This is a genomic window from Brasilonema angustatum, assembly GCF_059505445.1.
Genome location: NZ_JCACKO010000125.1, coordinates 27,625 through 49,071, shown reverse-complemented (window position 1 = coordinate 49,071; position 21,447 = coordinate 27,625). Strand labels below are relative to the sequence as shown.

General features: G+C 44.0%; 20 protein-coding genes. 13 read left to right on the top strand and 7 right to left on the bottom strand.

Annotated features, from left to right (window positions below):
- Nucleotides 1-201 precede the first annotated feature (201 nt).
- Complete coding sequence (gene dnaK, locus AC5JM2_RS21170; protein ID WP_495836807.1) at nucleotides 202-2,121, bottom strand: molecular chaperone DnaK; 1,920 nt, start codon at nucleotides 2,119-2,121, stop codon at nucleotides 202-204.
- Nucleotides 2,122-2,554: 433 nt separating this feature from the next.
- Here dnaK and dusB point away from each other — a divergent pair, with 433 nt between their 5' ends.
- Genes dusB through AC5JM2_RS21155 form a run of 3 tightly spaced genes read left to right on the top strand, consistent with a single transcriptional unit; the run spans nucleotide 2,555 to nucleotide 4,215 of the window.
- Entirely contained in the window at nucleotides 2,555-3,607 is a 1,053-nt protein-coding gene (dusB, locus tag AC5JM2_RS21165) for a tRNA dihydrouridine synthase DusB (RefSeq protein ID WP_495836806.1), read from the top strand.
- Nucleotides 3,608-3,652: 45 nt separating this feature from the next.
- Nucleotides 3,653-3,877, top strand: coding sequence for a DUF433 domain-containing protein (locus AC5JM2_RS21160; protein ID WP_048869928.1), 225 nt, complete (start codon nucleotides 3,653-3,655; stop codon nucleotides 3,875-3,877).
- Nucleotides 3,874-4,215 carry a DUF5615 family PIN-like protein gene (locus tag AC5JM2_RS21155; protein ID WP_495836805.1) on the top strand — a complete coding sequence of 114 codons (342 nt, stop codon included), beginning with the start codon at nucleotides 3,874-3,876 and terminating at the stop codon, nucleotides 4,213-4,215. Before AC5JM2_RS21160 ends, AC5JM2_RS21155 begins: the two co-directional genes overlap by 4 nt.
- A 21-nt stretch (nucleotides 4,216-4,236) precedes the next feature.
- On the opposite strand, the gene AC5JM2_RS21150 is transcribed toward AC5JM2_RS21155, so the two are convergent.
- Nucleotides 4,237-4,488, bottom strand: coding sequence for a hypothetical protein (locus AC5JM2_RS21150; RefSeq protein ID WP_495836804.1), 252 nt, complete (start codon nucleotides 4,486-4,488; stop codon nucleotides 4,237-4,239).
- 157 nt (nucleotides 4,489-4,645) lie between these two features.
- Here AC5JM2_RS21150 and AC5JM2_RS21145 point away from each other — a divergent pair, with 157 nt between their 5' ends.
- The 5 genes from AC5JM2_RS21145 to AC5JM2_RS21125 all read left to right on the top strand — a co-directional run bounded on the left by AC5JM2_RS21145 (nucleotide 4,646) and on the right by AC5JM2_RS21125 (nucleotide 8,706).
- A complete protein-coding gene (locus AC5JM2_RS21145) occupies nucleotides 4,646-6,982 on the top strand; it encodes an NACHT domain-containing protein (RefSeq protein ID WP_495836803.1) in 2,337 nt (778 codons plus the stop codon).
- A gap of 72 nt (nucleotides 6,983-7,054) precedes the next feature.
- A complete protein-coding gene (locus AC5JM2_RS21140) occupies nucleotides 7,055-7,393 on the top strand; it encodes a hypothetical protein (protein ID WP_495836802.1) in 339 nt (112 codons plus the stop codon).
- Nucleotides 7,390-7,746, top strand: coding sequence for a DOPA 4,5-dioxygenase family protein (locus tag AC5JM2_RS21135; protein WP_495836801.1), 357 nt, complete (start codon nucleotides 7,390-7,392; stop codon nucleotides 7,744-7,746). The genes AC5JM2_RS21140 and AC5JM2_RS21135 overlap by 4 nt, the downstream gene beginning before the upstream one ends.
- A gap of 155 nt (nucleotides 7,747-7,901) precedes the next feature.
- Complete coding sequence (locus AC5JM2_RS21130) at nucleotides 7,902-8,291, top strand: hypothetical protein (RefSeq protein WP_495836800.1); 390 nt, start codon at nucleotides 7,902-7,904, stop codon at nucleotides 8,289-8,291.
- On the top strand, nucleotides 8,281-8,706 hold the full coding sequence (locus AC5JM2_RS21125) for an HNH endonuclease (protein WP_495836799.1): 426 nt from the start codon (nucleotides 8,281-8,283) through the stop codon (nucleotides 8,704-8,706). Before AC5JM2_RS21130 ends, AC5JM2_RS21125 begins: the two co-directional genes overlap by 11 nt.
- Before the next feature lie 73 nt (nucleotides 8,707-8,779).
- Here the strand turns inward: AC5JM2_RS21125 and AC5JM2_RS21120 are convergent, their stop codons facing one another.
- The 4 genes from AC5JM2_RS21120 to AC5JM2_RS21105 form a co-directional block, all read right to left on the bottom strand.
- Nucleotides 8,780-10,351, bottom strand: coding sequence for an NAD(P)H-quinone oxidoreductase subunit 4 (locus AC5JM2_RS21120; RefSeq protein WP_495836798.1), 1,572 nt, complete (start codon nucleotides 10,349-10,351; stop codon nucleotides 8,780-8,782).
- Between the two features lie 226 nt (nucleotides 10,352-10,577).
- The gene (locus tag AC5JM2_RS21115) at nucleotides 10,578-12,683 is read right to left on the bottom strand and encodes an NAD(P)H-quinone oxidoreductase subunit 5 (RefSeq protein ID WP_495836797.1); all 2,106 of its coding nucleotides are present in this window, start codon (nucleotides 12,681-12,683) and stop codon (nucleotides 10,578-10,580) included.
- Between the two features lie 310 nt (nucleotides 12,684-12,993).
- The gene (locus AC5JM2_RS21110; RefSeq protein WP_495836796.1) at nucleotides 12,994-13,380 is read right to left on the bottom strand and encodes a thioredoxin family protein; all 387 of its coding nucleotides are present in this window, start codon (nucleotides 13,378-13,380) and stop codon (nucleotides 12,994-12,996) included.
- Between the two features lie 612 nt (nucleotides 13,381-13,992).
- Nucleotides 13,993-14,709, bottom strand: coding sequence for an NnrU family protein (locus AC5JM2_RS21105; protein WP_495836795.1), 717 nt, complete (start codon nucleotides 14,707-14,709; stop codon nucleotides 13,993-13,995).
- A 161-nt stretch (nucleotides 14,710-14,870) separates the two neighbouring features.
- On the opposite strand from AC5JM2_RS21105, the gene AC5JM2_RS21100 reads away from it, so the two are divergent.
- From AC5JM2_RS21100 to AC5JM2_RS21080, 5 genes are all read left to right on the top strand, one after another.
- Nucleotides 14,871-15,596, top strand: a complete 726-nt coding sequence (locus tag AC5JM2_RS21100; RefSeq protein WP_495836794.1) for a hypothetical protein — start codon at nucleotides 14,871-14,873, stop codon at nucleotides 15,594-15,596.
- Between the two features lie 430 nt (nucleotides 15,597-16,026).
- A complete protein-coding gene (locus AC5JM2_RS21095) occupies nucleotides 16,027-17,040 on the top strand; it encodes a LysR family transcriptional regulator (RefSeq protein ID WP_495836793.1) in 1,014 nt (337 codons plus the stop codon).
- 531 nt (nucleotides 17,041-17,571) lie between these two features.
- Entirely contained in the window at nucleotides 17,572-18,999 is a 1,428-nt protein-coding gene (locus AC5JM2_RS21090) for a protein kinase domain-containing protein (RefSeq protein WP_495836792.1), read from the top strand.
- Nucleotides 19,000-19,025: 26 nt separating this feature from the next.
- Nucleotides 19,026-20,099, top strand: a complete 1,074-nt coding sequence (locus AC5JM2_RS21085) for a PstS family phosphate ABC transporter substrate-binding protein (RefSeq protein WP_495836791.1) — start codon at nucleotides 19,026-19,028, stop codon at nucleotides 20,097-20,099.
- Between the two features lie 468 nt (nucleotides 20,100-20,567).
- Nucleotides 20,568-20,897 carry a hypothetical protein gene (locus tag AC5JM2_RS21080; protein WP_495836790.1) on the top strand — a complete coding sequence of 110 codons (330 nt, stop codon included), beginning with the start codon at nucleotides 20,568-20,570 and terminating at the stop codon, nucleotides 20,895-20,897.
- A gap of 180 nt (nucleotides 20,898-21,077) precedes the next feature.
- On the opposite strand, the gene AC5JM2_RS21075 is transcribed toward AC5JM2_RS21080, so the two are convergent.
- A partial coding sequence (locus AC5JM2_RS21075) for a pentapeptide repeat-containing protein (protein ID WP_495836789.1) occupies nucleotides 21,078-21,447 on the bottom strand: 370 nt, incomplete at its 5' end.

Here is a 21,447-nt window from a genome sequence, read left to right as displayed (position 1 = left end):
AGATAAAAACACGAGGTTACTGACAAACGAAAAACTTTTGTCTGCCGCGAACACGAGTGCGTGCCCTGGCAATTGACTTCCAACTTCCGACTTGCACTACAAACCCAACTTGACATTATCTTTGCAAAAAAAATTCCCATCCAAGAATCATTCTGGATGGGAATCCTGATTATCGGTGGATAGTACCCACCGGAAGAATAACTACTTTGATTCAGTGAAATCAGCGTCAATCACATCATCACCACTGCCAGTGCCAGAAGAGGAGGAAGAACCATCAGAGGTGTTAGCGCCAGCGCTTGCAGAAGCTTCAGTACCACCCGCTTGTTGATAGAGATTACTACCAACAGCAAACAGCGCTTGTTGCAGTTCTGGCATAACCTTCTTAATTTGCTCGTCGTCTTCCTTAGAAACGGCGTCGCGCAGGTCTTTTACTAAACCTTCTACCTTGGTCTTATCAGCAGCGGGAACTTTGTCACCTAAATCTTGCAACTGCTTCTCGGCTTGATATGCCAAAGAGTCGGCTTGGTTCTTGCGGTCGATTTTCTCACGACGATCTTTATCAGTTGAAGCGTTTTGTTCTGCTTCTCTAACCATCCGCTCAACGTCAGATTTATCCAAGGTAGAAGCACCAGTAATACTGATGGACTGCTCCTTACCAGTACCTTTGTCCTTAGCAGTAACGTTGAGAATACCGTTGGCGTCAATATCAAAGACCACCTCAATTTGAGGTACGCCGCGTGGTGCAGGGGGAATTCCATCGAGACGGAAGGTACCCAAGCTCTTATTGTCGTTTGACATCTCCCGTTCGCCTTGGAGGACGTGAATTTCCACGTTGGTTTGACCATCCACAGCGGTGGAGAAGACTTCTGACTTCTTGGTAGGAATTGTTGTGTTGCGAGGAATAATCTTAGTCATAACACCGCCTAAGGTTTCCACACCCAAGGACAATGGTGTTACGTCTAACAGCAAGATACCAGTAACATCACCACCAAGAACACCTGCTTGAATTGCTGCACCAACTGCCACAACTTCATCAGGGTTGACGCTTTGGTTGGGGTCTTTACCCAACACCTGCTTCACCACTTGTTGGACTGCGGGAATACGGGTAGAACCACCAACTAAGACAACTTCATCAATATCGTTCTTGCTTAGTTTGGCATCGCGTAGCGCGTTCTCAACAGGAATTCGGCAACGATCAATTAAGTCGGAACAGAGTTCTTCAAACTTGGCGCGAGTCAGCGTTGTATCCAAGTGCTTGGGACCATCTTGGGTAGCCGTCACAAATGGCAGGTTGATTTCCGCTTGGGTGACGCTAGAAAGTTCAATTTTCGCTTTTTCTCCAGCTTCAGTAAGACGTTGTAAAGCTTGTTTGTCTCTGCGGAGGTCTATACCTTCGTCTTTTCTGAACTGTTCCGCTAAGAAGTCAACGATTTTCTTGTCGAAGTCGTCACCACCAAGGTGAGTATCACCAGAAGTTGCTAACACTTCAAACACACCGTCGCCAACTTCCAGGATTGATACGTCGAATGTACCACCACCAAGGTCAAACACGAGAATCGTTTCGTTGCTCTTCTTGTCGAAACCGTATGCCAGAGAAGCTGCGGTAGGTTCGTTGATAATCCGCAGAACTTCAATACCAGCAATCTTACCAGCGTCTTTGGTCGCTTGCCGTTGGGAGTCGTTGAAGTATGCGGGAACGGTGATCACAGCTTGGGTTACTGTTTCACCAATGTACTTGCTTGCATCTTCTACAAGCTTGCGGAGAACTTGTGCCGAAATTTCTTCAGGAGCAAAAGGCTTACCGACTTGCGGACACTCCAGTTTAACGTTTCCGTTGCTGTCGCGCTGAACCTTGTAAGAAACTTCAGTCGCTTCGTGAGTGATTTCGTCGTACTTACGTCCAATAAAACGCTTTACAGAATAAAAGGTGTTTTCCGGGTTCATCACCCCTTGGCGTTTGGCGATTTGACCAACCAGGCGATCGCCATTTTTTGCAAACGCAACAACTGAAGGTGTTGTCCGAAAACCTTCCGCGTTAGCAATAACTGTGGGTTTCCCACCTTCCATAACTGCTACGCAAGAGTTTGTCGTACCTAAGTCAATTCCAACTACTTTTGCCATTGTAGGTGCTGGCTCCGTATAACTACAAAAGAACTACAAAAAATGAATGAGAGTATAAAGAAGTAAATTTTTGAACCAACTGGATTTAGAAAGCAGCCAGTTCAGCATGAATACCTTTGGTTTAATTTACTGCTGATATATATACTGAGCCTGTGTAGCCAGTCCATGAAGGGTGGTTTTCCGAACCTTGGTTAGGGCGGTTAAGCCTCAAAAGTTTTTCTTGTTTGTTCATAGACTGAATTTGCTTTCACTTTGTCTAATGTATGAGAATTAATACTAGGAGTAATTCGGGTGAACCGTATCGTTAATGTGGTGTTTGCCGTCAAAGCAGTACTTTTGCAATGAATCTTGAGTCATCACAAGCGATTTACTTAGGGCTGTTTTAGCCCACAGCTTAGTAGAATAGAAAAGCTTGTACGCCTCGACATCATATATGGTTACGCTATCTCCTGACCTAAAAGCCAAACTTTCGACTCCTCTAAAAATTGGTTCTTTTGAGGTGAAAAGCCGCGTTCTCCAGTCGCCCTTGTCTGGCGTGACGGATATGGTCTTTCGTCGGCTGGTGCGTCGCTATGCGCCTGAATCGATGATGTACACGGAGATGGTGAACGCAACGGGATTACACTATGTCAAACAGTTGCCGAAAATCATGGAGGTAGACCGCAACGAGCGACCAATTAGTATTCAGTTGTTTGACTGTCGTCCAGATTTTCTGGCAGAAGCAGCGGTAAAGGCGGTTGAGGAAGGAGCTGATACAGTTGATATTAATATGGGTTGCCCGGTAAATAAAATTACCAAAAATGGTGGTGGATCTTCGCTGTTGCGTCAGCCGGAAGTCGCTGAGGCAATCGTTAGGGAAGTTGTGAAGGCAGTTGATGTGCCTGTAACAGTGAAAACCCGTATTGGTTGGAGTGACAAGGAAATCACAATTCTCGACTTTGCTAAGCGGATGCAAGATGCAGGGGCGCAAATGATTACGGTACACGGACGTACCCGCGCCCAAGGTTACAACGGCAATGCTCGTTGGGAATGGATTGCTCGCGTTAAGGAAGTTCTTGATATTCCAGTGATTGGTAATGGGGATATTTTCTCGGTTGAAGCGGCGGTGAAGTGTTTGGAACAAACGGGTGCGGATGGGGTGATGTGTTCCCGTGGAACTCTGGGTTATCCGTTTTTGGCAGGAGAAATTGATTACTTCCTGAAAACTGGGGAAGAATTACCATCACCTACACCAATTCAACGTTTGGAATGTGCTAAGGAACATTTACAAGCTTTGTACGAATACAAAGGTGACAGGGGAATGCGTCAAGCACGCAAACACATGACTTGGTATGCAAAAGGCTTCGCAGGGGCGGCTGATTTGCGCGGACAGTTGAGCCTGATAGAAGATGTGCACAAAGGTGTAGAGTTGATTGATCAGGCAATAGAGCAGTTGGCGAATGGGTATGAGCTGATTGAAGAAAATCAGTTGGCGATTGCCCAATAAGAGATGGGATGGGGTCGTGAAGAAATAATAAGGCAGTGAAATCGTATGTCGGACTTACTTAGAAGAATTACAATTAACCCCAAACAGTGTGGTGGTCGTCCTTGTATCCGGGGCATGAGAATTCGGGTATCAGATGTGCTGGACTTGTTTGCGGCTGGACTGAGTGCCGAACAGATTTTGGAAGAAATGCCCGATCTAGAGGCGGATGATCTTAAAGCAGCACTTATGTACGCTTCACGTAAGCTCAACCATGCGGTTTTGGTTGCATGATGACGATCTGGGTAGATGCACATCTTTCACCTGCAATCGCTACTTGGATCACCATCACATTCAGCATAACGGCATTAGCTTTGCGTGATCTTGGACTCAGAGATGCCGAAGATGCTGAGATTTTCCAGGCAGCGAAAGCTCAAGGAGTTATCTTGATGACCAAAGACAACGACTTTGTTGACTTGGTTGATCGTCTTGGAACACCACCACAAATTATCTGGTTAACGTGTGGTAATACTTCAAATGCCCGATTGAGAGAGATTCTGAGTGTGACATTGCCAGAAGCACTAAAGCTTTTGCGATCAGGCGAAGCATTAGTCGAAATCACTGGGAATTAGCAGCGCAGGCTAACAAATCGGTCAACTTGAAGTATTCTCTTGTTGTTCTTCTTCTTCTGCTTCTAAAAGGTGAGTTGCTTTGCTACCTAGCAGTCCAAAGATAGCACCGACGCCTGTTTGCCAAGTTGCAGTGCTGTTTTCTAGAATTCGCACCTGATACTCGGATAATTTAGGTTGAGAAGCCAGCCATAAGGATGTACCACCAGACAGGATAGTTAAAGACAGAACAGTGGAGAAGACTAAGTGGAAAGCTGAAACTTTAGAAGTTTTCATCGTTAATTTTTTTGCTTTGGTTTATAGTCTCTATCTTCTGGTAAAATCCTCTAAAGTTCAGTCTGAGCAAGGCTTTCATTCACTATGAGTTTGGAATGAGTTCAATATGACTTTTGTGTGCAAACGCTAAAATGATGACAAGTCTTATGGTTGAGGTATGGTGGGGCGATCGCTCAAAGCATCCCAAGCAGGTATCGAAAAAGCAAATTCCGCGCTGAACACAAAATTTCAGGGAAGTCGGGAAAGGTTAGCAGCCCAAGTAAGCACAACGAATAACAGTAAAAATAAAGGCATCACTCTCCAACCAGTTCATAAGTTTTTTACTGGTAAGACAGTTGATAAACCATACTTCATTGGTATTTGTGAAGCGCTAGAACTGGAATGGCAAGAAATCATCGCAGAATCAGCCCCAAAAAACGAACCCCAGCCTGAGAAAAAGAACCAGGAAAAGAGTTCTGATAAAAATTCTGATATTAATAAATTAGTCCAGCAGGTAAGACAGCACTGCTGCGAAAAAATCCAACACCTCTACAGCAAAATTCGCTTGTTAAATCTCCAGCAGATTGATGTAGACAAGCTTTACGTAGATGTCTACGTGCTAGAGAAGCTTTCTAGTGTGTGTTTAGCCACGATTCCTGAACTGCTGAAAGACTCAAACTTACGAGATGACTTTGACCGCTTTGGATTGGGACAGCGTGGAGAGCGCTCGCCCGGATTTGAAGTTGCAAACAAATATTCCAGACTGATGGTGTTGGGCAAACCAGGATCCGGCAAAAGCACATTTTTACGACACTTGGCTGTTGACTGTTGCAAGGGGAAGTTTCAGCCTGATCTCATCCCGATTTTGATTGAATTGAGATCCATCAAAACCGCCAGTCAGTTCAACCTACTGAAACACATTCATGAAGAATTTGAATTATCTGATGAGAAGCAAACCAAACAAATTTTGAAGCAAGGTAAAATCTTAATTTTACTGGATGGTTTGGATGAAGTGCCCAGTCACTCACGACGAGATGTCCAAAACCATATTTCTGAGTTTTCCCAGCAGTATTACAAAAATCGCTTTATCCTGACTTGCCGGACGCAAACAACAGAATATACTTTACAAACATTCGATTACGTTGAGGTTGCTGATTTTAATCAAGAGCAAGTCGAAAACTTTGCTCAAAACTGGTTTGCTACATCAGTTCAGACATCTGAGGAAGGGGAAAAGCTAAAAGAAGATTTCATAGAAAAGCTACGCCAAAACAACCAAATAGCTGATCTAGCTGTCACCCCCATTCTGCTGAGTTTGACTTGCTGGGTTTTTAGTGAGTTGAAAGATTTACCTTCTAGGCGTTCTCAATTGTATACAAGAGGACTCAATTTATTATTGCAGCAGTGGGATGAACAAAGGGGAATCAACCGGGAATTTGGCACTGAACGTTATCGAAAGTTATCACCCCAAGAAAAGCAAAAACTTTTGAGTTACGTGGCTCATTGTAAGTTTGAGCAAAAGCAATTTGTGTTGTTTGAAGAAAATGAACTTCAAACATACATTGCTGAGTATCTGAAGGATATTTCAACTCCGGACAGTAAACAGGTGCTAAAAGCGATAGAGGCGGAGCATGGATTATTCATTGAACGGGCGCAGGGCATTTACTCTTTCTCGCATCTGACATTTCAGGAATATTTAACTGCCCAATACATTATTGACCATCAGCAAGTTGAGAACTTAGTTGCAGAACACCTCACAGATAAACGCTGGCGAGAGGTATTTTTGCTGGTGGCAGATTTGATGGGTAAGAGTGCAGGTGATTTGTTGTTGTTAATGCAACAAAAAGCGCAAAAGTACATTAACACACCTAAATTGCAAGAACTATTACGCTGGGCAGATGAAGTCACATCTGGGTCGGCTGGAGATGTAAAGCCAGTGGATAAACGTGCGTTGGCGCTTGCCATAGTTAACGGCATACCCATAGCCACAGCCATAGCCATACCCGACGCCGACACCGTAGCCATACCCATAGACACAGCCATAGCCATAGCCACATCCGCCATACCCATACCTATGGTCATACCCATAGCCAAAGCCATAGCCAAAGCCATAGCCATACCTATAGCCAAAGCCATAGCTAAAGGCGACGCCATACCCGTAGCTAAAACCATACCCATAGCCATAGCTATCACTCGTGAGCTTGAAAAATTAAAAATATTCAATAATTTTGACTCTACTGAGCTAATTAAGCAACTCGAAGCACTAAAGTATCAAGTTCCTGATGAGAAACAGCCACGGAAAGAACATCAAAAATTTGCTGAAAATCTCCAAGAATCTTTGCTCAATGCCTTCAATCTTACACGGGAAAAAGTTGATTTATCTCAGGACGAAATCAGTAGACTGGATACTTATCTTGATGCTAATGCCTTCATCATCCAGTGCAAAGAAGCAGCCGAGAAGGTGCCGTCCAATACTTGGGAAGCGATTGAGGAGCGGATGTTGTTGATGGATGACTGAATATTGATTGTGCTGTTAGACGATTCACAAAGAACAGTGCTTGCACATCTAAGATTAGGATAGCCATTAGAATTGAAACAACGCTTACCTTTACAGCAGCAACCCATGCTAAAAACAGTCGAAGGTATTTATCAAAATGGACAAATTGAACTCACTGAGATACCACAGAATGTGAGCGATCGCGTCCAAGTTCTGGTCACCTTTGTTGATCCTAGTAAAATCGATTATACCAAACTACGCCAATTGATTGACCAACTCGAAACCATTGCAGGTATTCAGCAGGGCTTTGAAGAAGTCAACCCTGGGCAAACTCGTCCTGTCGGAGATTTCACCCAAAAGCAGTTTGGGATAACGCCGACGATGATGTTTATGCCCAACTACCACGGTGAAAACTGGAGTTTAGAGCAATGACACAAGATACTATCGAAATCACTGGTTTTCACGCTCATGTCTACTATGATACCGCAAGCCGCGATGTCGCTGAACGTGTACGCGAAGGATTAGGCGCTAGATTTGACGTGCGGCTTGGGCGCTGGCATGATAAACCCATTGGTCCACATCCAAAAGCGATGTATCAAGTTGCGTTCTCACTGAATCAGTTTGAGAAAGTTGTTCCCTGGTTAATGCTCAATCGTGAGGGGTTGGATATTTTAATCCACCCGGAGACGGGCGATGATGTGAAAGACCATACGGAACATGCTCTGTGGCTAGGAGAGAAACTGGAGTTGAATATAAGCTTTTTGCAACGGATTAGCATAAATTAGCAAAATCATACAGCGATCTGCCTTTGGCAGCAAGCTAGCGCCGAAGGGCGCGCTACGCAAACGCTTATCGCTGCATACAAAAAAGGGCAGGTACAAAAACCCAAATCATACCATTGAGTACAATCGAGCTAGACATAAGTTAATTCAGATGTTCCATGACTGCACCAACAGAAATTCGTCAAAGAGCGATCGCATTGATTGAAAAATTACCAGAAGAAACTTTAATTAAAGCTATTGACTTATTAGAAAGTTTATGCGTTGATAATGGCGTGGTGACTCTTGGAGAGGAAACTTTGTTGCAAAGAATCCAACGCCGATTACCTACAGATGACCAAACCAGACTAACTTATTTACGTCAGCGTAACGAAACAGGAGAAATAACTGAAACTGAGCATCAAGAGCTATTAGGCTATGTAGACCGTGTAGAACGTCAAGATGCTGAAAGAGCGGAAGCGTTAATTCAATTAGCTCGACTCCGCAATGTTGAGTTAAAAACTCTACTTAACGAATTTTTACCAGTTTATACAAAGCCTAATGCCCTCTAAGCGAGTTACGGAAGCGATGAGGCGGATTGTTGCAGCACGAGCACAAAATTACTGTGAGTATTGCCGTTGTTCTGGTGAGTTTGCAACTGAAAGTTTTACCGTCGAACACATAAAACCTCGTCAAGCGGGTGGGGAAACAACTTTGGAAAATTTAGCTTGGAGTTGCTTTGGCTGCAACAGTCACAAACACACCAAGATTTACGGTACAGATCCTACAACAGGGCAACAAGAATCTTTATTCAACCCGCGTCAGCAATCATGGAATGAGCATTTTAGCTGGAATAGCGATTTCACGGAGGTTATTGGGAACACTCCTTGTGGTCGAGCGACAGTAGAAGCACTTCGTTTAAATCGACCAGGGGTAGTAAACTTGCGTCGTCTACTATTCATGGCTGAACTGCATCCACCAAAATGAAGCAACCACGCCATACAAAAAAGGGCAGGTATAAAACCCGCCCATCAAGCAATATTGATTTGAAATCAGCAACCTAATTTCCAATCTCCGGCGCACTAAATGACACCGCTGGCGCTTTTTGACCGGCCAAAGCAGGAAGAGAATTTCGTAACCGCGTCGTCAACTGCACAGTTGTGGCATCATACATCTGAGTCAGCATCTTGGGATACAAACCAATACCAATAATTGGTATTAACAAGCAGGCGATGATGAAGATTTCGCGGGGTTCGGCATCTATGAGTTTCTGGTGAGAAACTAATTCTTTGTTTTCTTCACCGTAGAAAATCTCCCGCAGCATTGACAGCAAATAAATCGGAGTTAGAATCACCCCAACTGCCATCAACAACACCACAATAACTTTGAAAGTGGGGTTATAGGCATCGCTGGTGGCAAAGCCAACGAATACCATCAACTCAGCAACGAAACCGCTCATTCCTGGCAAGGCTAAGGATGCCATAGAACATGTTGTCCACATGGCAAACATTTTGCTCATTTTCTTACCAACACCGCCCATTTCATCTAACATGAGGGTGTGAGTACGGTCATATGTTGCCCCTACTAGGAAGAACAAACTTGCCCCAATCAAACCGTGGGAAACCATTTGCAACATTGCCCCATTCAAGCCCAAGTCGGTGAACGAAGCAATACCGATCGCCACAAAGCCCATGTGAGAAATTGAGGAGTAGGCAATTTTCCGTTTCAAGTTGCGCTGGGCAAATGATGTCAGGGCAGCGTAGATAATATTAACTATCCCCAAAATCACTAACACCGGGGCAAAATAAGCGTGAGCATCGGGAAGCATTTGGGCATTCATGCGAATAAGCGCGTAACCGCCCATTTTCAGCAGAACACCTGCCAGCAACATATGCACGGGGGCTGTGGCTTCACCGTGGGCATCTGGTAGCCAAGTATGCAAGGGGAAGATGGGGAGTTTGACAGCGTAGGCAATCAAAAAAGCAGCATACAGCCAAAGTTGGAGATTGAGGCTGAAACCTTTGGCAGCGATCGCCTGCATATCAAAAGTGATCGTATCGCCAAAAAACGCCATCGTTAAGCCAGCGAGCAAAATAAACAGCGAACCGCCAGCAGTATACAAAATAAACTTGGTCGCTGCGTATTGCCGCTTTTTGCCTCCCCAAATCGAAAGCAGAATGTATATCGGCACCAGTTCGAGTTCCCACACCAGGAAAAACAACAGCATATCCTGGACGGCGAAAACGGCAATCTGACCGCCATACATCGCTAATATCAAAAAGTAAAACAGCTTGGGCTTGAGTGTCACCGGCCAAGCTGCTAGCATCGCCAGCGTGGTAATGAATCCAGTCAAAATTATCAGGGGCATAGACAAGCCATCTGCCCCTACCGACCAATTCAAACCGATCTGTGGAAGCCAACTGTAACTCTCAAAGAGTTGCAAATCTGGATTGGAGAAATCATACCCAGTATAAAAAGCAGTCACAATCAGTGCAAAATCTATCAGCCCTATGATCAGGCTATACCAGCGCACTGTTTTGCCATCTTTATCTGGAATGAAAGGAATCAGCAGTGACGCCGCTATCGGAAATAGAATAATCGTCGTCAGCCATGGAAAATTTGCTGTATTCATCGCAGGTTGTTAGTCAGCAATAATAATGGTCGGCTATCAACTACTAGCTATTTACTAGCAGTTTTTGCAGGCATTGGTCTTCATTGTTAGGTTTATTTAATAAAAATAAAGAAAGATGAAGGGAAGTTAATACATCCTTCATCCTTCATCCGGATACCAAATATTTAGCTCATCCCTGACTGTCCTAGTGAACAGTAGTAGAGACGTTGCGGACTCCGCCTAGAAATCAGGTGACACCGAAAACAATCACTAAACCCAACACAGCCCCAAAGATAATTAAGGCATAGAATTGAGCACGACCGTTTTCTAGGTATTTCAGACCTTCACCAGTGATCAGAGTAAAGAAACCTGTGAGGTTTACGGCACCATCAACAACGCGGAAGTCAACTTCCATCACTTGTCTAGCTAAACGCCGCAAACCGACAACAAAAACACGATGGTAAATGTCATCAAAGTACCACTTGTTGAGGGAGAACTCGTAAAGCGGCTGGATTTTTGCTGCGATCGCCACTGGGTTGATTTTACCCAGCAGATACGTCAACGAAGCCAAGGTAATGCCAATCAAGGAAATCCCAACTGAAGCACCTGCCATAGTGTAGAATTCGCCTGGGTTAAATTCAGCAGCTTTTTCTACGACTTCGGCTAAAGTTTCGCTGGGTGGGAAAATAAACTCCTCAAAGTAGTTGGCAAAAGGAGTTCCTAGCAAACCAATCAGTATCGAAGGAACTGCCAAAACCGCTAATGGCAAGGTCATTGTCCAAGGCGACTCATGAGGATACTCACTGTGACCGTGACCGTGACCGTGACTGTGGTCATCATGGTGGTGTTCCTCAGTTGCTTCCAATTCTCCCTTGGTCATTGCACCAGGACCAAAAGCAGGGGCTGCATCAAAACCTGTTACAATTCCCATTCCTGCTGGAGATTTGAGTTTTTGCCACAAATTAGTTTGATTGCCCCGGAATTTGCCTTCAAAGGTAACGAAATACATCCGGAACATATAAAAAGCGGTAATTCCAGCGGTTAACCAACCAACTGCCCAGAGAACTGGGTTTACTGCAAAAACTTTCCCTAAGATTTCATCTTTTGACCAGAAACCAGCAAAGGGCGGGATACCAGAAATTGCCACACAACCAATGAAGAAGGTAATTGCCGTAACTGGCATATACTTCCGCAGTCCACCCATCAACCGCATATCCTGCGCCAAGTTGGGGTCGTGACCGACAACTCCTTCCATTCCGTGAATCACAGAACCAGAACCCAGGAAGAGCATCGCCTTAAAGTAGGCGTGGGTCATTAAGTGGAAAAGTCCGGCACTGTATGCACCTACTCCCATTGCCATCACCATGTAACCGAGTTGGGAGATGGTGGAGTAAGCTAAGCCCTTTTTGATGTCGTTTTGAGTAATGGCAATTGTCGCACCCAAAAATGCTGTTAATGCCCCAGTAAATGCAATCACGTTCATTGCTGCTGGAACGTGTTCAAAAACTGGGTACATCCGAGCAATCAAGAAAACACCCGCTGCCACCATCGTTGCTGCGTGAATGAGGGCGGAGATGGGGGTGGGACCTTCCATCGCATCTGGTAACCAGACGTGCAGGGGAAATTGAGCGGATTTTGCAACCGGACCCAGGAATACGAGAATCGCCAACACGATGGCGAGCAAATTGCTGACAGCACCTGTTTGGACAAGTTGCGCCAGGCGATCGCCCATCACATCAAATTCAAAGCTTCCTGTTGCCCAGAAAAGCCCTAGAATGCCCAACAGCAATCCAAAGTCGCCCACACGGTTGGTTACAAATGCCTTTTGACAAGCATCTGCTGCTGCCTTGCGATCGTACCAGAAGCCGACCAGCAAGTACGAGCACATCCCGACCAGCTCCCAGAAGATATAAACCTGTACTAGGTTGGGGCTAACCACCAGACCCAACATTGAGGAGCCGAACAAGCTGAGATAGGCGTAAAACCGGACATAGCCTGGGTCATGAGCCATGTACCCATCCGTATAAACCATGACTAGAACAGCTACGGTTGTTACAACCACTAGCATCAGGGCTGTTAGGTGGTCAACAGTGTAGCCCATGTTCAGGTGGAAATTGCCTGCTGCTGCCCATTCCAAGGTACGGGTGTAAGGAGCGTGTCCTTGAATTTGACTCCACAGCAAAGCAAACGACAGCGCCATCGCGAGTCCCATTAAGGAGATAATAAATGCCGCATTGAGCTGTCGCAGGCTGTTCGTCACCTGATTCAACGAGATTAACCCTAGACCGACCAGCATTGCCCCAAGAAGAGGTAATACCGGAATCAGCCAGGCATACTGATAGATAACTTCCATCACTGACGCCTACTTTTAGAATTCTTGACTAATTTGTCGGAACTGTTAATAATTGTGACACACACACTTTAGGATAAAATACCCCACACAATAGTTATTGGGTGGGGTAATTAAGCTTGGTTTTAGATTTGGTCATCAGTCAATTAAGAGGACAAGCGGACAAAGGGATGATGAGTTATAATCCTGCGCTCATGCGCAGAGCTCACGAACCCTTGCGCGATCGCCACAGCCAGCCGTGAGCAAAGCGCTTACACTAGTCGTGAGAGCAGGATACTCTGGGTGTATAGCGCTGGCTCACTATAATCACTTTTTACGCAGAACGACAACCTAAATCCGCTGTTTTTTGCCGATGGTAAGTTTTAGGGCGGTTGGTATAACAGACTTTCATATCTTCCAAAGCTAAGAGTAAATCTTCTCGTCCACGAAAACTTTCCAAACGCTGGCAGACTATGCCATTTTCGATCAACAATAAAGTTGGCAGTGATTTCAGCTTATATTTTGTAGCGAGTTTAAAATTGTCATCAGCGTTCACCCCTACTAATTTAATTTGGTCACCACATTGAGCTTTAAATTGCAATAATAAAGGGTGGATAATTCGACACAATCCACACCAAGGTGCTTCAAAATTTACTAAAACAGGAATTGAAGATTCTAAAACTTCTTGAGAAAATGTCCGCTCACTAACCGACAACACCATGACGCCTCTGGAATTTATATGGTTTTGATATCAAAACTAACTGTCAACTGGAGGGAGTGCATTGTCAGGATTTTGTAAACATTATCCATTGCAGAACTGACAAAAAAGTCAGTCAGACATTCAAGACGGTAACTCTCTCAAACTTTTTGGTTTTAATAGTCGTCTTTGTCAGGGTATCTTTACACCAATCTGCTATTGACCTGACCTGTACGACAACTTTCCTCCAGACACCTATAATAAGCGTGGGTAGTTTTCTTCTGCTTCTGCAAAAAGAAATAGTACCATTATTGCCACAGGCTTAGATCTGGAACTAGACGCTCTCGCACAAGTATTGAGGATTTTCTCAAGTATTGGTCGCTGTTGGCTATCTTGTTTTATTCACTAAATTTTATCAACTAAAGCTGATTATAGAAAAGAAAATAGCGAATTATCAAGTTTTTCCCTACTTTGGCCGTTGACTAGCAACTACCAAATTTAAAATTAAAAAACGACTAAGCGCACCCCCACTGACAGCTACTTCAATTCATCCTACATTGATTTGGTGGCAGTTGATGAGATCAAATATTAATTTGATCTCATCAACCTCTGTAGATAAATGCGATTCTGTTAAAATCATAATTCGATTTTACTTGTTGCTTCGAGCAATAGAGGGTGTGACCACCAAAGTAATAGCACAAAAATAGCAACCCCCAAATAAGCCGGACGCAAAAATTCCTGCCATAAGATAGATTGACGACCGTCAAGTACAGCCGCAAAGGGCATGATGGAAGTACGCTGTTTAACTTGAGCATAAGCTTCTCCATAGCGATCGCTTAAACGGCGATCCCCGTGCCATACTCCGAATAAATGGTGTAACACTAAACCAATTGAAGTGACAAGTGTAAAACTTGTACCCAACCACAGGGTATGAGCAACACACCAGATAATTTGTCCCACCATCTGTGGATGCCGAGTAATGCGAATAATTCCTGTTTCAAAAAGATGTACTTGAGGCTTTTGGATTGCAGCAATTTCTAGGAGATTGAAAGTAGCAGGATACAAAAACAAAAACGAAATAGCTGAGAGTACCCATACGAATGGCTGGACTCCAGGTAAATTTTGGACGTACCAAAGTTGCAAGCCATCGTAGCGGTGGTTAAAAAAGTAAATAATTAAGATGACAGCCACCGGCAGGCTAGTAAATGCAAAAATAATGCGATAGAGCCTACATCCAATATGCTTTTCTGCCCACGGGCGCAGGGCTGCGCCTCCGCTATGGACAATTGCAAAACCAAATAGTAGTCCTAGCATGACAAAATGACTAAGGGTCAACCAACTCGGCTGCATCATACACACAAATGAAGTAACTTAAAGAAAGCCTAATTTAGTACAACGAATACCACAAACCATGTAAAAAAATCTTAGGCAGGATATCCTGTCACCATACAGAATGTGCGTTGGATGAACTCAAGTTGAGTGCCAACACGCGCACCATAAAATAGAATCATCTGATGAAAAAGCTACCATTTGAACTGAAGCCACTTATCATTGACAAACTGAAGTTAATTAGGACTTCAGAAAAGGAAAATTTGTTAGGGGAAGTGTATCTGACTGAACAAAGTTGTTTGAACGACACAGCATGGATGGCATTTGAGAATGGTAAAGTATCTTCAGATATTAGCTTACAAAAGTATCTAGCTCTGCTCACATCAGAAAAAGAGGTACAGCACAAAGCAGTCAGTGGCAATGATCATCCTCTGACAACAGTAAGGCACAAAAAAACTCCCTCAAGAAAATGTAGATTAATGGCACTTTCTGGAACAGCTAAACAATTTACTTCTCATATTAATAACCATATTACGAAAGAAGTTGTCATTGGCAAGAACTTTATTAAACTGAAAAAATGGACTTGGGACTTGCGTATCTTTCCCAATTTAACCAGTAAAAAAATATATAATGGCATGGTGCAGAGGATAGAAAACAGGGCACAACCCTGTCATCTGTCCCCTGTTTTTTATGACCATCCGCTGGAAAAACCAAAAGTCTCCCAGTCCAAATGGTCGTATGCTGAATTAGATGGCTTCATCCACTATAAAGTAGTCATGAATAATTCTTCAGCTATAAGAGTGGATGCAGACTGTAGCAGTCAATCTTATCCTTGTGGGGGACATACAAACAAAGACAGTTGTCCCGAACCTTGGATTAACGGTTCACTGTGGTGGAAGTCGTGGATCTGAGCTATGTGCAGATTTGGTTGGAGGGCAAAATGTGGCAATGAAAACGTTGTTACTCCGGCAAGACGCAAGTCAAACGGAAATTATTGTAACAACCTACCCCCTGAAAATCTCTCTATTCCGGGGCAACAAAATCATACTCTCTCCTTGCTGGGGGAAGCGTAGAGGGGTGCATTGGATTTTGAAACGAAAACAAAAAAGCGTTCAAGCTTTTGAAACCCAGAGTGGAGTTTAGACAGAATTCTCCAGAAAATCTACTACTTATTAGGGTTAGTTGTAGAAAAGAGAACTTTAGTCAAGATGGTATGCTACTGTCTTTTTCGAGTAAAGTCTCCAAATTTAAGATGCAACAAATTGTGCCCTGCTGTGAAGTTTTTTTACACTGGTTTGTACAAGACTGCCGCTCATGCTCAAAGTTTGTGGGTTTAGCCTTATGTCTGACCTTCCTTTCACTTTAGATCAGTTACGTATTCTCAAAGCGATCGCCGCAGAAGGAAGCTTCAAGCGTGCCGCTGATAGCCTTTATGTATCCCAGCCTGCTGTTAGCTTGCAAGTGCAAAACTTAGAACGGCAGCTGGATGTTCCATTATTTGACCGTGGAGGACGTCGTGCACAACTAACCGAAGCTGGACATTTACTTCTGAGTTACGGTGAGAAAATCCTCAGCCTGTGTCAGGAAACCTGCCGCGCTATTGAGGATTTACAAAATCTCCAAGGCGGTACTTTGATTATTGGTGCTTCTCAAACCACCGGCACCTATCTTTTACCCCGGATGATTGGGATGTTCCGACAAAAATATCCAGATGTGGCAGTGCAATTGCACGTCCACTCAACCCGCAGAACCACTTGGAGTGTAGCTAACGGACAGGTGGATTTGGCAATCATCGGTGGCGAAATTCCTGGTGAACTCGCGGAATCTTTGGAAATTATTCCATATGCAGAAGATGAATTGTCACTTATTATACCTGTGACCCATCCCTTTGCCAAACTTGAAACGATTCAAAGAGAAGACCTATATAAATTAGAGTTCATAGCTCTCGATTCTCAATCTACTATCCGCAAGGTCATTGACCAAGTACTATCACGCTGTGACATTGATACGCGGCGTTTTAAAATCGAAATGGAACTAAACTCCATAGAAGCTATAAAAAATGCCGTACAATCTGGTTTGGGGGCTGCCTTTGTCTCGACCTCGGCAATAGCTAAAGAGTTACAAATGGGGGTGCTACACAGTGCTTCCATCGAAGGTGTAATAGTCAAGCGGACGCTAAGGCTGGTTTTTAATCCCAATCGTTACAGATCTAAGGCAGCAGAAGCGTTTAGTCGGGAAATTCTACCCCTGTTTGCTGCACCAGGATGGAATCTAGAAATGTTAAAAACGTCACGTAAACCCGTAATGGTTAGTACAGTGGATGTAGGAGCGCATAATTTTGATGACGATGATTAAGATGTAGTCATTAGGAGGCACTGCGTTGGGCGGGTTCCTCGACTTGTAGCATGTGCCGTTCATTAGGAGGCACTGCGTTGGGCGGGTTCCCCGACTTGTAGCATGTGCCGTTCATTAGTTATTAGTGACAGGACTTACGCAAAATTATGAAAAAACGAACCGCATAGACGCGGAGCGGCTTCCCGCAGGGTAGGACGCAAAGGACACAAAGGAATAAGAGTTTTAGAGAGTTCCTGCGTAAGTCCTAAGTGAGCCAGCGAGCAGTTCAGAGGAGGGTTTCCAACGCCCAACGACAGAGGGAACCGGCTCTGCCGGCGAACCCAGGGGGGAAAACCCCCCTTGCTGCTCATCCGCACAAGAAACCCCGAGTTTCCCCATTGTTCGCGTGCCTCCTGTACAAGAGCAATGTTTACGCTGTAGCTGTGGTGGGCAGCTGCAGCAGGAGGCGCACAAGTGATGTTTATTAGTTAAGCGCTCTTGACTATTGAGTATTGAGTGTTGAGTATGGAATTTGAGTATTGAGTGTTGAGTATGGAAATTTATTGTACTCGTCCACGCTGCCCCCGCCCACAAAATTATTTTTCAGATTTAGATGATCATGGAACCATCAGAACAGTGCAGCAGAAATACTGTACTGCATGTGGAATGCCGCTCATGCTAGATGGACGCTATTTGCCAATAAAGCTTTTAGGGCGGGGCGGATTTGGAGCAGCGTTTTTGGCACGCGATCGCCGTACCCCTGGAATGCGCCAATGTGTAGTGAAGCAATTTCAACCTGCGGGAGATTTAAGTCCAACTCAACTACAACTAGCACAAGATCTATTTGAACGAGAAGCAGTCGTCTTAGAGGACATTGGACGTCAACATGACCAAATTCCAGACTTATACGCTTTCTTTCCAGTGATCATTCCCAGCTTACAAGCAGGAGAGCAAGACCAGTTCTTTTATTTAGTACAAGAATATATTGACGGACAAAACTTAGAGGAAGAATTAGCCCAAAAAGGCAAGTATTCAGAACAAGAAGTTTTAGAAATTCTGCAAGAAATTCTCAAAATACTCAAGTTTGTTCATCAAAAAAATATTATCCACAGAGACATCAAACCTTCTAACATCATGCGCGATCGCTATGGCAAACTTTTCTTGCTAGATTTTGGCGCAGTTAAACTGGTTACAAATACTCCCATTGGTGCATCTGCTCCTTCCACTAATATATATTCTATGGGATTTGCTCCACCCGAACAAATGTCCGGAGGTCAAGTATTTCCATCTACAGATTTGTACGCTTTGGCTGTGACAATCCTGATGTTATTAACGGGCGAAACAGAGATAACTCAACTGTTCGATGCGTATAGTAACCAGTGGAAATGGCGGGGTCATGTGAGTGTCAGCCCACACCTTGCTGATATTTTAGATAAGATGCTTCTAAGCGCGGCTAATCAACGCTATCAGTCGGCCCAGGAGGTTCTAGATGCCCTCAAAGCACCTCAAAAGCATATACCTTCTACATACGTTAATCCCCCTCAGCCTTCTGTCACCCCACAACCACAATCACAGCAAATACAGACTCAACCCCCAGTACAAAAGCAATCCCTTCCTGCGACTGGACCAGTTAAACAACAATTTTCTTTAATTAAATTATTAGCTAGAGCAGCGTTTAGTGGGTTTGAAGGAGCATTGATAACAATTGGTCTTTTCAGTTTGCTGCGATCGCCAATAATAACCCTAGCTGCTGCTTGTGTCATTTTATCAGGGTTAATTTTTGCTCAATCGAGGCGATGGATTGGAGGATCTGATTTATTAATTTTTCCTGCAATCACATTACCGATTGTTTTATTCTTGTTACGGGGCGGTTTAACCATTCAGCAAGTTATTATTTTGTCTGTTGCAGCTGCTTTAATGGCGATCGCAGTAACAGCACTATTTCGTCTTATTTACAAATTATTATCTCTGCTGCTATAAACTTCTTCTGCTGCTAACACCCATTTATGTCTCCGAAAAACGAAACGCTTAGCCTTTTCCTAGCCATTGTTATAACGCTTGGCTTAACCTTTGTTGGCTTATGGTTTCTTATAGAACGCTGGGCTAAAATAAGTAATACAAACCAAGTTAATTCTAATCTTGTTGTCAATCCTTCGGTAAATAATAATCCAGTTAATAACTCTGCTATTCAAAACCCTACGACAACAAGTTGTAGTGTACCAAATCTACCAGCGGGGACATTCAACTACGGTGGTAGTACAACATGGGCACCCATCCGTAGAGACGTAGACCCAGTGCTTCAAAGCATCTGCCCTCAGTTTACTTTACGCTACGTTCAACCAGCTGCTGAAAAACCAGGTTCTGGCACTGGCATTCGGATGTTGATAGATAATCAACTCGCTTTTTCTCAATCTTCTCGCTCAATTCAGGGTGAAGAAAACCAAAAAGCACTACAGAAAGGATTTAGTCTTAAAGAAATTCCAGTAGCAATTGATGGTATTGCGATCGCCGTCAACCCAAGCCTTAACATTCCTGGTTTAACCGTCTCCCAGATCAAAGACATTTACACTGGCAAGATAACCAACTGGCAACAAGTGGGCGGTTCAGATTTACCCATCATACCATACACTCGCAGCAAAGAAGCTGGCGGTACAGTGGAGTTCTTTGTCGAAAATATTCTAAATAAAGAGAATTTTGGGAATAACGTAAGTTATATTAACACGACTACTGAAGCTCTGAGAAAACTGGCTTCGAGTCCTGGTGGAATTTACTATGCTTCAGCGCCAGAGGTTGTGCCCCAATGCACAGTTAAGTCTTTGCCAGTAGGGCGTATTTCCGGGCAATTTGTACCTCCTTACCAAGAACCGTTTATACCTCTGTCTCAATGTCCTGGCAAACATAATCAGTTGAATGCTCTGGCATTTCGTAGTGGGGACTACCCAATTACCCGCAATTTGTTTGTGATTTTAAAACAAAATAATCAAACAGAGCAACAAGCAGGGGATGCTTATGCAAACTGGCTGCTGACACCTCAAGGTCAAGAACTGATTCAAAAGGCTGGATTTGTGAGAATTAAGTGATACACATTATCTTAGGACTTACGCAAGGAAAATGTAGTTGCACCCGTTGCGACGTAAGGAAGCAATCTCACTGTCTTGTTCTTTTTAGGACTTACGCACGAACAACGTAACTATAGTCATTGCGACCGGAGGGAAGCAATCGCAACATACTGTTTTTAGTAGCGCGTACGTAATATCAAGTCCGGTTAATTAGTTATCAAAAGTCCGCAGCGAACGCAACGAAGTGGAGTGAAGCAATCGCAGGGGTTTGAGATTGCCACGCTACGCTACCGCTCCGCTCGCAATGACAAGTGATCATCCGGACTTGATATAAGTCCTACTTTTGTACCTCGTGCGTAAGTTTTATGTCTCTGTTTATGACTAAAGGCTGAGAATTTATTTTTTGGTGGAGCCTAATACAATTCTTTCCTGCAGCTGAAGCACTGAGGGGAAATCTAATAATTATTAGCAAACTTACAATAAAAAATTATGACATCAGATCAAATAAGTTTATTGCTTCAACTTCAACTTCGCCAGACGCTTGCTTTGGAAAAAATGTCCGATGCTCTAGAGCGTATCAAAGAGGGCAAATTGGCTATTCCTAATAAAAATGTTGATCCAGTTTCCAAAGCTTACGCACCGCCATACGAAATTCAGATAGGAGCAAGAATTAAAGTCATTAACCAAAAACTCTTTGGTGAAAGTAAAGAGGGAATTGTAACTGATGTGCGGCGCGGAGGAACCTCTTGGCTTGTCCAAGTGAATGTTGAAGGAATGACAAGAGTGGTTCGACCTTGGGATGTTGAGGTACAGCCTTAATGGTTTTGACGTAGTGGGGTGAGTGCGATACGTTAAGCGTATCGCGCTTCGGGATGTAGATAATTAGCTCAACCTAATTAAACATAAAATGTCATTACGAGCGGAACGAAGTGAAGCGAAGTAATCGCAAGAATCGTATTTTATGTTTTTTCATGTTGACCTACTTAACAGATTTTTAAGTTATTTTGGTTTTGGAACTGGAGAGGAATCGCTAAAGATAGTCTTTCGCTGCTCATCGCCAAAAATTGCCCCTCGCTGCTTTAGGTCACGCTTGTTGTCCTCTGTAAGACCTTTACTTCCTATAAATAAGGCATACACAACAATAGCACGACGCAGATTGCCATTAATCAGGTTAGCACCGCTCAGGTTAGCACCGCTCAGGTCGATACCGCTGAGGTTGGAACCGCTCAGATTGGAATTGCTCAGGTCGGCTCCGCTGAGGTTGGAACCGCTCAGATTGGAATTGCTCAGATTGGAACCGCTGAGGTTGGAACCGCTCAGATTGGAACCGCTGAGGTTGGAACCGCTCAGATTGGAACCGCTGAGGTTG